Source organism: Dactylosporangium sp. NPDC048998 (assembly GCF_043197855.1).
Classification (GTDB): Bacteria; Actinomycetota; Actinomycetes; order Mycobacteriales; family Micromonosporaceae; genus Dactylosporangium.
Genome location: NZ_JBICTV010000054.1, coordinates 19,383 through 31,126, shown reverse-complemented (window position 1 = coordinate 31,126; position 11,744 = coordinate 19,383). Strand labels below are relative to the sequence as shown.

The window sequence follows — 11,744 nt, the reverse complement described above, 5'->3', positions numbered from 1 at the left end:
CGACCGCGCCGGCGCTGGTGAGCACCTGCCGCGGCCGGGCGTGACCGTTCCGCACCACCAGCCGGCGGCCGTTGTCGTCGAGCTCGCCCGCGTGCACGGCGATGTACGCGGCGACCTCGGCCTCCAACGCGGCGGCCAGCATCCGGCGGGCGCCATCACGCACGATCTCGTCGATCAACGAGCCGCCGGACACGGCCGGCTCGGACACGGTCGCTGGCGCGGGCGCTTCCGGGTTGACTACGGTAAGCACGGGCGTACCCTTCCCGGCCCGCGTTGGCGCGCGGGCTCTACTCGATTCCTTGGACATGGAGCGCCGCCGGGGGGTACGCCCCCGACGCTCATCCACAGGTTTCGAGCATTGCTCCGCACCGAGCCGCGGATCGCCGAGCAGGTCTGGACTGCGCTCGGCGATGCCCGGACCGTGCTGAATGTCGGGGCCGGCAGCGGGTCCTACGAGCCCTCCGACCGCGACGTCACCGCGGTGGAGCCGTCGGCGGTCATGCGGGCACAGCGCCCCGCAGGCGCAGCGCCGTGCGTGGCTGCCACTGCGGAGAGCCTTCCGTTCGAGGACCAGTCCTTCGACGCCGCGATGGCTCTTGCCACCGTCGATCACTGGCAGGACCCGATTGCGGGCCTGCGCGAGATGCGGCGCGTCGCACGCCGCGTGGTGGTGTTCACGCACGACACCAGTGACCCTGATCGGTTCTGGCTGACCCGCGACTACCTACCTGAGCACGCCGGCCTCTGGGCCGGCCGGCCTTCCCTGGCCGAGCTGGCCGGCGCGATCGCCGCCCGGACCGAACCGGTCCTCATCCCGTGGGACTGCGCTGACGGCTTCTACGAGGCCTACTGGCGCCGGCCCGAGGCATACCTCGACGATCATGTCCGCCGCGGAATGTCGATCTGGGCCAAAGTCGGGCCGGACGCCGAGCAGCGGGCGATGTACAGCCTGCGTGTTGATCTCGCATCCGGCCGATGGGAAGAACGCAACCGCGACCTCCTGCATCTCGACGCAGCAGAGCTGAACAGTTGCCTGCTTATCGCCTGACCCCCTTCTTCGAAGTCCGGCGTCTCGCAGCGGCATGGCGGCCACAACTGCCAAGTACTCGCACATCGGCATGTCCGCGAGCCGGGACCCGACTCGCTATTACGTTCCGTAGCGACCGGATCGCGGCATGAGCAGGTGTCAAGATCGACGCCCGGTTACAACGCTGGGCAGGCCGCTGCTCGTACGCCGACGCACCGCGGGCACGCGGTGCCGCCGTATTGACAGTATTTGCGGTGCCTGTGACAGCTACCGATTGATCACTTCGCGCCGTGGTCGACGGCCCACCGGATGCCGTCCGGGAGGTGCGTCCTGGTGCCCGTGGCCGGGGCGCTGCCGGTCATGTTGCGCACCGACAGGGCCTTGGCCTTGGGCGCGATGCCGAGCAGGTGGTCGGCGTTGCCCCCTTAGCGACGATGAGACCGGCCATCCCCGAGCCGCGGCCCGAGTCGTCGGCCAGGCTGTTGTCGTCGCTGAGGTAGGAGATGCCGGCGAGCGCCTGCCCGTCGAGGTCGGGGTGCTTGCCGATGCCGCTGTCGAGGACGGCCACGACGACGCCCTCGCCCTGAGTGATCTTCTGCGCGGCGGCGACGTCCAGCGTGGTGAGGTACCACTGGCGGTCCCGCATGGTCTACGCGGAGGCCGCCGTCGCGGCCACCACCGGGGTCGCCGCCATCACGGCGAGGGCCGCGGCCAATGCCACCGGGCGCAGCACACGCATCATCGATCTCCCATCGCTATCGGGGCGCGCCGAACAGCGTCCGCTCTCAGCAAATCATGTCGGTTGATCCATGCGGTGAGCTGAGCCGCGACAAGTAGATGGAGACGAACAAGGCGGTCCTGGTTCGGGCCCGTCGCGTCATCATCAAGCATGCCGCCACGCCGCCGCCCGCGTCCGCTCGGCGGCAGATGTGGTGCAGCCGACCGCCAATAACCCACTCCTCGAACGCGTTGTCAGAGCGCTCGAACTTCGGCGAGTCGCTTGACTGCGTACTCGTCGTCCCAGCAGACGGCGGCCTCCCATGCGGCCGACGCCTGCGCGGCGATGTCGTACGCGCCGTCGTCGAGGCCGGCGGCGTTGTCGGGCAGCACGAGGTCGAGGTCGGGGACGTCGACGTGCGACTCGTCCCAGTCGATCAGCGCGACGTGATTCGCGGTCATGCGAACGTTGCCGGGGTTGTTGGGGTTGCCGTGGACGACGCATGTCTGACGTCCGGCGAGCCGCGCCCACGCTGCTCGGCATCGAGCAACGCCCTCAAGGGGCATCGCACTGAGGTCGATCTTCGTCCCGGTCTCGGCGTGCAGGAGGTCGGTCGACGATCGCCAGCCTGGGCGCTGCGGCCAGCCCTGCGTCAGCCGATGCAGCTCGCGGAGTGTGCCGGCCACGCGACGCCAGTCGGCCTGCGTGTCGGGCGGTCCGCCCTCCAGGTAGGTCATCACTACCAGACCGTCGGTGAACAGCCGGCCGTCCGTAGTCGGGATCGGCACCGGCACGGTCAGACCTTCATGGTCGAGGTGTTGGAGGAGCGCGGTCTCCCACGCGAGATCAGCATCGCTTCTGGTACCGAGACGACCGACCGCGAGGTGCCCGTTGACGCGCACGCTCCACACGTCGTTGGCGACTCCGCCAGCGAGCGGCTCGATCCGAGCGGCGTCTTCACCCCACTGCCCGAGTGCCTCCCACCCCACTGGCCACATCTTACGGGGTTCCGACCGTCAGAAGCCGCGTGGCGCTCGCTCAGCGGAATGTCCGAGGTGAGCGCTTCAGCGGTGCATCAAGGATTCGGAGATGAGGTTCATGCCGTCTGCGCCCAGGACCAGGTCGGCGCCGGCGGCCCGAAGCGTTGCCACATCTGCCCGCCGCGTGACGAGGCCGATCGCAGCCTCGGGTGCAAATAGCGTGACGGGCCGAGGCGGCACTTGGCGCGCCTCGCGCAGATCCATGCAGCGCCGAACGTCCGCTGGACGCCGGTTGTTGTCGTACCTTCCACCTAGTCTCGGTTCGTGACTGTGTACACCCTGTCCCGCACCGACGCCCGCCGCCTTGCCGTGCGCGCCCAACTGCTGGACGCCCATCGCCCCAGCGGGATGTTCGACGCTGTACGCCGGTTGACGCTGTTGCAGAACGATCCGACCGCGGCCGTGGCGCCCAACGCCGACCTGGTCCTGTGGAGCCGTCTCGGCTCCTGCTATTCCCCGACGCAGCTGCGCGACGCCATCGACGAGCAGGCCCTGCTGGAGCTACGCGGCCTGATCCGGCCGCCGGAAGACCTCGCGCTGTATCGGGCGGAGATGGCCGAGTGGCCGGACCGTCCTCCGCTGCGTGATTGGCAGGAGAGCGTGCAGGGCTGGGTGGATGCCAACAATGGCTGCAGGCTGGACATCCTCGCCCGGCTCCGCGCCGACGGGCCGCTGCCCGCGCGTGAGCTGCCGGACACGTGCGTGGTCCCGTGGCGCTCCTCCGGCTGGACGAACGATCGCAACGTCCTGAGGATGATCGACTTCCTCGTTCAGCGCGGCGAGGTCGCGGCCGCTGGTCGGCGCGGCGCCCACCGGCTGTGGGACCTCGCCGAGCGGGTTTACCCGGACGACGTGGTGCCCTACGAGGACGCGGTGCGGATCCGTGACGAGCGCCGGCTGCGCGCGCTGGGCATCGCGCGCGCCCGTGCCCCGGAGAACCCGGTCGAGCCGATTGACGTACGGACCGCGGGCGAGCCCGCGGTGGTCGAGGGTGTGAAGGGCGAATGGCGGATCGACCCCGAGCTGCTGGACCGGACGTTCACCGGCCGCGCCGCGTTGCTGTCCCCGCTGGACCGGCTCGTCTACGACCGCAAGCGAATGACCGAGCTGTTCGAGTACGACTACCAGCTGGAGATGTACAAGCCGGCCGCCAAGCGCCGCTGGGGCTACTGGGCGCTGCCGATCTTGTACGGCGACCGGCTGGTCGGCAAGCTCGACGCCACCGGTGACCGCAAGGCCGGTGTGCTTCGGGTGGACGCCATCCACCAGGATGTTCCGTTCAGCAAGGCGATGACCGCTGCACTGCAGCACGAGATCAATGATCTGGCGAACTGGCTCCACCTGACCCTGGCCTCGACGACCTGAACGCTCGCCGGCTGAGACCGACGCCATGGCATGTGGGGGAGGCTGTTGGATTTGAGCCCACGACTCCTTGACCCCGCGTGAAGGTCAACCGTTGCCGGTGAGTCGCAGGTCGGCCTCGACGCCGTAGTGGTCGGACAGGTACACGGTCCGGCCGCCGTTCAGCGTGACCGTGTCGTCCTGCAGCACCAGCCGGCACTCGGTGCTCAGGCCGCCGCCGGCGCCGGGGCGCACGAGCACGTGGTCGAACGCGGGCGGCGCGGGCCAGCTCGGCGTTGGCCGGTACGTCGGGCGCGTGTCGCCGGCCATCGCGTCGCGCAGCCCGGTCGTCGCGCAGAACCGCGCCAGCGCCGGCGACTCGCGGGGAAGGTTGAGGTCCCCGGTCACCACCACCGGCAGCGCCGGGTCGAGGCGCGCGAGCTCGGCGCCGAGCCGGCCAAGCTCGGCGCGTGCGACGCGGGAGTACCGGTTGTCGTCTGACCAGTCGTCGTCGCGGTTGGCCGACAGGTGGGTGTTGACCATCGCGAGCCGGCCGCCGGGCGTGTCCAGCAGCGCTACCTGCGCGCCCTTGCGCATCAGGAACTCGGGCCGGACCGGGCGGGTGAACGGGTACCGCACGAACCGTTGCCGGATGACCGGCCAGCGCGACAGCATGACCAGGCCGCCCTTGAGCAGCGCCGCGCCGGTGTACAGCCGGTGCGGGTACGCCTCGGCGAGCCGCCCCAGCAGCCGTGCGTGGCCGCGCGCCATCACCTCCTGCAGGCACACGACGTCGTACGCGGACCTCTCCAGCACGCCGCCGATGGCCCGCAGCCGGGGCCGGACGTCGCCCTTGAACAGCGCGTTGAAGGTCAGCAGCCGCAGCACGACGTCATCCGCCACCGCAACATTCTCACCCGCCGCGACGCTTGACGCAACCGATGAGTTGCCATAGCTTGGATGGCAACCGAGTGGTTGCTACTTAATGGAGGCTGTCATGGCGTTTCCCGATCGCATCGAGCGCACCGTCGAGCTCGCGCACCCGCCCGCCAAGGTGTGGGCGGCGCTCACCACGGCCGAGGGGCTCGGCACCTGGTTCGGCAACGGCGCGACCGTCGACCTGCGTGAGGGCGGGTCGGCCCAGCTGACCTGGGACAGCGGCGACAAGGCCAACATCCGCATCGAGCGGGTCGAGGAGCCGGCCGTGTTCGGCTTCACCTGGGGCATCTACGGCCTGGCCGAGGACGACCCGCGCCGCACGTATGTCGAGTTCACGCTCGAGCCGGCGGGTGCCGGCACCCGGCTCACCATGGTCGAGACCGGCTTCGCCCAGCTGCCCGACGACCAGTACCGTAAGGCGTTCCAGAGCAACACCGACGGTTGGGCACACGAGCTGGGTGAGTTGGTCGAATACCTCAATGCCGCCTGACATCGAGGCGATCGCCGAGCAGGTCTTCGTCGCCCTGGCCGACCCTACCCGCCGCGGCATTCTCGCCGCGCTGGCGCGGGGCGGGCCGGCCACGGCCACGGACCTGGCCGATCGCCTGCCGATCACCCGGCAGGCGATCGCCAAGCACCTGGCCCTGCTGGCGGAGGCCGGCCTGGTGACGGCCGAGCCGGGGGAGCGCCGCCGGGTGCGGTACCGGCTCCGCTCGGCCCCGATGCAGGTGGCGCAGCAGTTCCTGGCCGCGCTGGCGCGCGACTGGGACGGGCGCCTCGACGCCCTGAAGGACCACCTCAACCGTTGAACCGGGCCGTGGTCAGGAAGCGAAGGCTCCGGCGATGCCGACCCGCTTGACGGCCAGGGCCTTCACGATCAGGGCCGTCTCGTCGTAGCCCAGGATCAGCACGCCGTCCGGGGCGTTGTCTCGGACCCGGGCGGCGACGCCGGTGAAGTCCTCGGTGTCCGTCGGGTACGAGATCAGCTCGACCGCCGCGTCCGCCATGCCGGCCGCGACCAGGTCGGCCTTGACGTTCTTCTGCAGCCCCAGGCCGTAGGCGTCCTCGCGGGCCACGATCGTCACCCGGTGCGGGCCGTCGCGCATGACGACGTCGGCCAGGGCGCGCGCCTGCAGCGCGTCCGGTGGGGCGGTGCGGAAGAACAGGCCGTTGTCGTCGACCGTGGTCAGCTCGTCCGAGGTGGACGACGGCGAGATCAGGATCTTCCGGGCGGCGACGATCTTCGGGATGACCGCCTTCGTCACGCTGGAGGAGGACGCGCCCACGATGACCTGCACGCCCAGGCCCACGAAGCGGTCCACGGTCGCCGCGGCCACCGTGGCGTCGGTGCCGTCGTCGCCGTCGACCCACTCCACCGGCTGGTCGAGCACGCCGCCGGCGGCGTTGAGGTCCTGCACGGCCAGGCGGGCGCCGGCGAAGCGAGGCGCGCTGCGGTACGCCAGCCGACCCGTGTGCGGCATCAGCCCGCCGACCTTCAGCGCCGGCACCTTCTTCCGCACGCTCGGCTGGGCCGGGAACGGCGGCGCGGGCGCCGTCGACGCGAGGGACTCGTCGCCCGCGCCGACGTACTCGGTCAGGTTGTCGTTGATCGTGTTGTCGCGGCCGAAATGCAGCGTGCCGTACGAGGCCGAGGACGGCTCACCGGCGTCGGTGAAGCCGCTGCGGCGCATCGACACGCCGCGGTACGCGAAGTCCTTGCCGGCCTTCGCCAGCGGCAGGCACGTGGCCGCGCCGTCACAGATGGTGCCCGAGGTGGTGGCGCCGACCATGAACTTCGCCATCGTTTCCGGATCGGTCGAGCGCGCCGATTCCGCCGCCAGGCCAGCCAGCAGTACCGCGTCGTACGCCTCGGCGGCGTAGCCGTAGTCGGCCAGCGACGGGTCCACGCCGCGCAGCCGCTCCTTGAACGACTCCGGCAGCCGCAGCAGCGGCGCGGTGCCGGTCATCCCGGCCAGCAGCCCGGGCGAGTCGGTGAGCTTGTCCTTGAGCGAGTTCGTCATGTTCGCGTCGGAGCCGTAGAGCCGCACCACGAGTGGCTTGTCCGCCTCGGCGCCGGTGGCGGGCTTGCTGCCGCACCCGCCGGCGACGACCGCCACCCCAACCAGCGCGACGATCGTCGATTTCCTGCGTCTCACGAAACCCGCCTTCCCCGTCAATCGGCCCCGAGGACCCTAAGCGGCCCCCCGTCGCCCGGCCCAGACCGTCATGTGGACCTTGAGGAAAACTTGCGACGGACGGTGACACGCGGGTGGCATGAATCGGGGAGTCCGCGGCCGGGAACGGGGGTCACGCTGTCGGGTATGGCGTACGCATACCAGCCGCAGCAGGCGTGGCACTCATACCCGGTCCGCACCACCGCCCCGATCTCCCTGCACGTCGTGGCGATCTTCCAGTACCTGGGCGGCCTCCTCGTGCTGGGCACGGCCGCGCTGATGGCCCTGGCCGTGGCGCACATCGCCCCGGAGTGGAACATCCACGCCGGCAACGACGTCTTCACCACCCGCCCGCAGGCCATCACCATCGCGACGTACGTCGTCATCGGCACGGTCGCCGCGATCGGCCTGATCGCTGTCGTACTGGGCCGCAAGGTCCAGCGCGGCCGTAACTGGGCGCGGATCGTGCTCACCGTGCTCAACACGCTGAGCATCGCCGGCGGCGTGTGGCAGGGCTACACCGCGGGCGCCCCGTATACCGCGACCCTGATGTCGATCGCCTTCCCGCTACTGTTCGTGATCCTGCTCAACACCCGCGCCGCGCGCAGCTGGTGCCACTACCGCACGTACTGACCCGGCAACGGCGCGCTGCCGCGGGGGTTTGCGCGGACGCCGTTGCGGACAGCGGCAAGAGATGATGCCGTCCATGGACTTCGAACCGGCGGACCTCGCCGCGGACCCGTGGCTGCGCCCCGAGTGGGGCCGGGCGGCACTGCTCACCATCGACACCCAGATCGACTTCGTCGAAAACGGGGCGAGCCCGATCCCCGGCACGGCCGCGGTGCTGCCAGCCGTGGCGGGCCTCGCGCGGGCCTTCCGGGCCGCCGGGCGCCCGGTCGTGCACGTGGTCCGGCTGTACGACGGGGCGGACGTCGACCTGGCCCGGCGCACCCTGCTCGACGGCGGCGCGCCGATCGTGCGGCCCGGCAGCCCGGGCTCCCAGCCGGCGCCGGAGATCCTGCCGCCGGGCGCCCCGCCGCTGGACCCGGCCGCGCTGCTCGCCGGCGGGTTTCAGCCGATGGGGCCGGGGGAGTGGGCGATGTGGAAGCCACGCTGGGGCGCGTTCTACCGTACCGGCCTCGAGGCGTTCCTGCGCGGGCTGGACGTCTCGACCGTCGTCGTCGCCGGCTGCAACTTCCCCAACTGCCCGCGCGCCGCGATCCTGCAGGCCACCGAGCGCGACTTCCGGGTCGTTGCCGCCGCCGACGCCATCTCCGGCGCCGACGGGCGGCACCTGGCCGAGGCGGCCCGGATCGGGGCTCTGCACGCGCCCGCGTCCGCCATCGCCGCCGCGGTCATCGCAGCTTGACAAAACCCTTCACAGATCACGGAGTGAACGCGCTGCTCCTTGTACGTGTCCACTCCGTGATCATGACGAACCGAGCGTCACGCCGTGCTGGCCGCCGCAGTAGCGGCCGCGGCGGCCAGGGGCGCGGTCAGCGCAGCGAGCAGCTGACCGCGGTTACGGGCTGGTTGGTCCCGTTGACGACCATGCCCCAGGTGGTGGTGCCGTTGGCCGGGATGGCCCCGTTGTACGGCTGATTGGATGCCGTGACCTGCTGGCCGGACTGGGACACCACCGCGTTCCAGGAGCTGGCGATCGTCTGCGAGCCGGCGAAGGAGAACTTCATCGTCCAGGTGGTCGACGGGGCCGTGCCGTTGTTGGTCACGGTCACGTCGGCCTGGTAGCCGCCGCTCCACGAGTTGGTTGTCGTCACGGTGGCCGTGCATGCGCCGCCGGTCGAGGCCGACGCGGACGGGGAGGTGGACGCGGACCGGGAGGGCGACGCGGACGGGGACGCGGAGGCGGACCGGGAGGGCGACGCGGACGCGGAGGCCGACGCGGAGGCGGACGCCGAGGGCGAGGTGGTGCCGGTGGTGTAGGTGGTCGCGGTGTACGGCGCGCTGCACTGCGACGAGCACGCCGCCGGCAGCGAGAAGGAGTACTCGCGGCCGCCGAACAGCAGGGCGTCGGAGGAGTCCCGGACCCGGATGCGGAAGCTCGTGGCGCCCGACGTGGTGCCGCCGATGATGTACGACTGGCCCATGTCCCCGTTCATCGTGGCGGCCTTCCACGCGCCGTCGGCGAAGTACTCCACGCCGTGCAGGCCGTTGGGCAGCCGCGACACCGCGATCGCCGGCCAATACCGCTGGGCGCCGGACAGGAAGCCGATGCGGATGTCGCCGGTGTAGGAGGGCGCCGGGATGAACTGCCAGGAGATGTGCCGGTTGTTCCAGTGTGACGGGTAGAGGTCGGTCATCGCCGCGCCGTTCTTCACGAAGCGGTTCAGCGAGTCCTTCGACAGGTCCAGGTGGTACTTGTCGTCGCGGCACCAGGCGTTGGAGTCGCCGCAGCTGTCCGCGACGAGCATGTCGAGGGTGCCGTCGTTGTACGCGTCCGCGGTCCACGCCCCGTTGCGGCAGAATGCCTGGCCGAGCGCGCCGTCGTTGACGCCGGTGCAGTAGTCGCCGATCTTCACCCGGACCCAGCGGCCGCAGTTGCGGCCGTTGTTCCACAGGCCCATCTTGTCCGCCTGCGCCGCCGGCAGCGGCCGCGGGTAGAACGTGCCGTCGCCGGGGGTGTCGAAGACGTTGAGTGCGACGAAGTTCTGCGTCTCCAGTTCGGCCTGGGGCATGCCGCAGCCGCCGTACGGCGAGCCGAGGCCGTCGAAGTAGGTCGCGTTGCCGGTCACCGGCGCGGTCGGCTCCGGCACTGTTGCCCGGGCCGAGTGCTGCAGGGCCAGCACGATGAGGGCGGCGCCGGCCGTGGCGATCGCCGGGACGGCCAGCCGGGCCCAGAGGGCACCACGTACGCGTGCGGTCATGCTCGGACATTCGGGGCCGGGCCGCCCGTGCGTCAATCACGGGCGGCCCGGTGCGGCACCGACCAGCGGCGGGCCGCGAAACTTCCACGAAACTATTGCGGTAGCGTCCACTGCTGGTTCGCGCCGCCGTGGCAGTCCCAGATGATCACCTGCGTGCCCGGCGTCGTCGACCAGCCGTCGTCGTCGAGGCACTTGTTCGCCTGCGGGTTGTAGTACGAGTTGTCGGCCCGGTGTATCCACACCTGCGCTGCCGTGTTGTTGCAGTCCCACAGCTGCAGCTTCGTGCCGCCGGCGGTGGCGCCGCCCGGGATGTCCAGGCACTTGCCGAGCGCGTGCAGCGTGGTGCCCGCCTCGACGTAGGTCCACTGCTGCGCGCCGGTGCCGTTGCAGGTGTACACCTGGACCGGGGTGCCGTTGGCGGTGCCGGACGAGCGGACGTCGAGGCACAGGCCGGCGTAGCCCTTGATGGCCTTGCCGCCGGTCCCGCCGCCGCCTCCGCCGCCCCCGCCGCCGCTGGTGTACGCCGCGACGTAGTCGACGATCATCGGCACGCCGGACTGGGTCGCGGCGGTGGGGCCGCCGCCGAACGCGGCCGGGAACGAGCCGCCGATCGCCACGTTGAGGATCATGAAGAACCCGTGGTGCGTGGCGTTGTTCCAGGTGGTCGCGTCGACCTGGTTGGCGTTGACGGTGAAGAAGTTGTTGCCGTCGAGGTACCAGCGGATCTGCTCCGGCGACGTGCTGCGGTCCAGCTCCATGGCATAGGTGTGGAAGCCGGTCTGGCAGCCGCCGCAGGCGCGCTCGCCGCTGCCGAGGCCGGTGTACTCGTTGCAGGGCCCGCCGGGCGCGACGCCGCAGTGCAGGGTGGCGAACTCGGAGCTGCGGCCGTTGATGTCCTCCATCATGTCGATCTCGCCGATGCCCGGCCAGCCGGTGGCGCCGGTGCCGCGGGCGGCGGCGCCGAGCGACCAGAACGCCGGCCAGTAGCCGGCGGCGGCCGCACCGCTCACGTTCGGCTGCTGCAGGGAGGCCTCCAGGCGCAGCTTGCCGCCGGCCGGCGCGGCGAAGTCGGTGCGCTGGGTCTCGACGCGGCCGCTGGTCCAGTTGCCGGCGCCGTCGCGGATCGGCTTGATGACGAGGTGCCCGGCCCCGTCCTGGTACACGTTCTGGGTGCTGTTGGTCATGTACTCGATCTCGCCGGTGCCCCAGTTGGCCGCGCCGCCGGGGTAGCTGGTCCCGATGTCGTAGAGCCAGTCGGCGGTGTTGAGCCCGGTGCCGGAGGCGCCGTTGAAGTCGTCGGCGAAGACCTGGGTCCAGCCGGACGGGGTGGGCGGCACCGAAGCGCCGGCGTCGGGCAGCGCCGCGACCGAGGCGGCCAGCAGCACGACCGCACCGGCGCCGGCGAGCAGCGCGGTGCGGCCGCGCGGGCGGCGACCTGTTGGTTTCTGTTGGATTTCCACAGCGAGTGTGCCCTTCTCAAGGGTGGGGGCGGGGGAGTGGAATGTGTGGGACATGCCTGTTCAACCCTCACCTGGCGGACGTGAGAGCGCTCTCAGCATGTTCGCTTACTGAAAAGATAGTTGTCAATAGTGACGCTTGGGTGTGCGGCCTTGTCGGTTT

The 11,744-nt window shown here is 70.8% G+C and carries 12 protein-coding genes and 2 pseudogenes; 6 read left to right on the top strand and 8 right to left on the bottom strand.

The window, feature by feature from the left end; translation table 11 throughout:
• Positions 1 to 250: pseudogene (locus tag ACGFI8_RS45415) on the bottom strand (IS256 family transposase); the annotation flags it as partial.
• Positions 251 to 349: 99 nt separating this feature from the next.
• On the opposite strand from ACGFI8_RS45415, the pseudogene ACGFI8_RS45410 reads away from it, so the two are divergent.
• Positions 350 to 1,048 (top strand): annotated as a pseudogene (locus ACGFI8_RS45410) (class I SAM-dependent methyltransferase); the annotation flags it as partial.
• 337 nt (positions 1,049 to 1,385) lie between these two features.
• On the opposite strand, the gene ACGFI8_RS45405 reads toward ACGFI8_RS45410, so the two are convergent.
• From ACGFI8_RS45405 to ACGFI8_RS45395, 3 genes are all read right to left on the bottom strand, one after another.
• On the bottom strand, positions 1,386 to 1,673 hold the full coding sequence (locus ACGFI8_RS45405) for a S8 family serine peptidase (protein WP_392814682.1): 288 nt from the start codon (positions 1,671 to 1,673) through the stop codon (positions 1,386 to 1,388).
• Positions 1,674 to 1,999: 326 nt separating this feature from the next.
• The gene (locus tag ACGFI8_RS45400; protein WP_392814680.1) at positions 2,000 to 2,743 is read right to left on the bottom strand and encodes a phosphotransferase enzyme family protein; all 744 of its coding nucleotides are present in this window, start codon (positions 2,741 to 2,743) and stop codon (positions 2,000 to 2,002) included.
• A gap of 66 nt (positions 2,744 to 2,809) precedes the next feature.
• Positions 2,810 to 2,989, bottom strand: a complete 180-nt coding sequence (locus ACGFI8_RS45395; RefSeq protein WP_392814678.1) for a hypothetical protein — start codon at positions 2,987 to 2,989, stop codon at positions 2,810 to 2,812.
• Between the two features lie 60 nt (positions 2,990 to 3,049).
• Between ACGFI8_RS45395 and ACGFI8_RS45390 the strand changes: the two genes are divergently transcribed.
• Positions 3,050 to 4,150, top strand: a complete 1,101-nt coding sequence (locus ACGFI8_RS45390) for a DNA glycosylase AlkZ-like family protein (protein WP_392814675.1) — start codon at positions 3,050 to 3,052, stop codon at positions 4,148 to 4,150.
• A gap of 84 nt (positions 4,151 to 4,234) precedes the next feature.
• On the opposite strand, the gene ACGFI8_RS45385 is transcribed toward ACGFI8_RS45390, so the two are convergent.
• Positions 4,235 to 5,029, bottom strand: coding sequence for an endonuclease/exonuclease/phosphatase family protein (locus ACGFI8_RS45385; protein ID WP_392814672.1), 795 nt, complete (start codon positions 5,027 to 5,029; stop codon positions 4,235 to 4,237).
• 94 nt (positions 5,030 to 5,123) lie between these two features.
• On the opposite strand from ACGFI8_RS45385, the gene ACGFI8_RS45380 reads away from it, so the two are divergent.
• On the top strand, positions 5,124 to 5,555 hold the full coding sequence (locus ACGFI8_RS45380) for an SRPBCC domain-containing protein (RefSeq protein WP_392814669.1): 432 nt from the start codon (positions 5,124 to 5,126) through the stop codon (positions 5,553 to 5,555).
• Positions 5,545 to 5,874 carry an ArsR/SmtB family transcription factor gene (locus ACGFI8_RS45375; RefSeq protein ID WP_392814667.1) on the top strand — a complete coding sequence of 110 codons (330 nt, stop codon included), beginning with the start codon at positions 5,545 to 5,547 and terminating at the stop codon, positions 5,872 to 5,874. Before ACGFI8_RS45380 ends, ACGFI8_RS45375 begins: the two co-directional genes overlap by 11 nt.
• A 12-nt stretch (positions 5,875 to 5,886) precedes the next feature.
• Here ACGFI8_RS45375 and ACGFI8_RS45370 read toward each other — a convergent pair whose 3' ends face one another.
• On the bottom strand, positions 5,887 to 7,221 hold the full coding sequence (locus tag ACGFI8_RS45370) for an ABC transporter substrate-binding protein (protein ID WP_392814665.1): 1,335 nt from the start codon (positions 7,219 to 7,221) through the stop codon (positions 5,887 to 5,889).
• A 165-nt stretch (positions 7,222 to 7,386) separates the two neighbouring features.
• Here ACGFI8_RS45370 and ACGFI8_RS45365 point away from each other — a divergent pair, with 165 nt between their 5' ends.
• Both ACGFI8_RS45365 and ACGFI8_RS45360 read left to right on the top strand, forming a co-directional pair.
• Positions 7,387 to 7,872 carry a hypothetical protein gene (locus ACGFI8_RS45365; protein ID WP_392814663.1) on the top strand — a complete coding sequence of 162 codons (486 nt, stop codon included), beginning with the start codon at positions 7,387 to 7,389 and terminating at the stop codon, positions 7,870 to 7,872.
• 73 nt (positions 7,873 to 7,945) lie between these two features.
• Complete coding sequence (locus ACGFI8_RS45360) at positions 7,946 to 8,608, top strand: cysteine hydrolase family protein (RefSeq protein ID WP_392814660.1); 663 nt, start codon at positions 7,946 to 7,948, stop codon at positions 8,606 to 8,608.
• A gap of 127 nt (positions 8,609 to 8,735) precedes the next feature.
• Here the strand turns inward: ACGFI8_RS45360 and ACGFI8_RS45355 are convergent, their stop codons facing one another.
• Both ACGFI8_RS45355 and ACGFI8_RS45350 read right to left on the bottom strand, forming a co-directional pair.
• Entirely contained in the window at positions 8,736 to 10,124 is a 1,389-nt protein-coding gene (locus ACGFI8_RS45355) for a cellulose binding domain-containing protein (RefSeq protein WP_392814659.1), read from the bottom strand.
• Positions 10,125 to 10,216: 92 nt separating this feature from the next.
• The gene (locus ACGFI8_RS45350; protein ID WP_392814657.1) at positions 10,217 to 11,584 is read right to left on the bottom strand and encodes a ricin-type beta-trefoil lectin domain protein; all 1,368 of its coding nucleotides are present in this window, start codon (positions 11,582 to 11,584) and stop codon (positions 10,217 to 10,219) included.
• Positions 11,585 to 11,744: the final 160 nt, after the last annotated feature.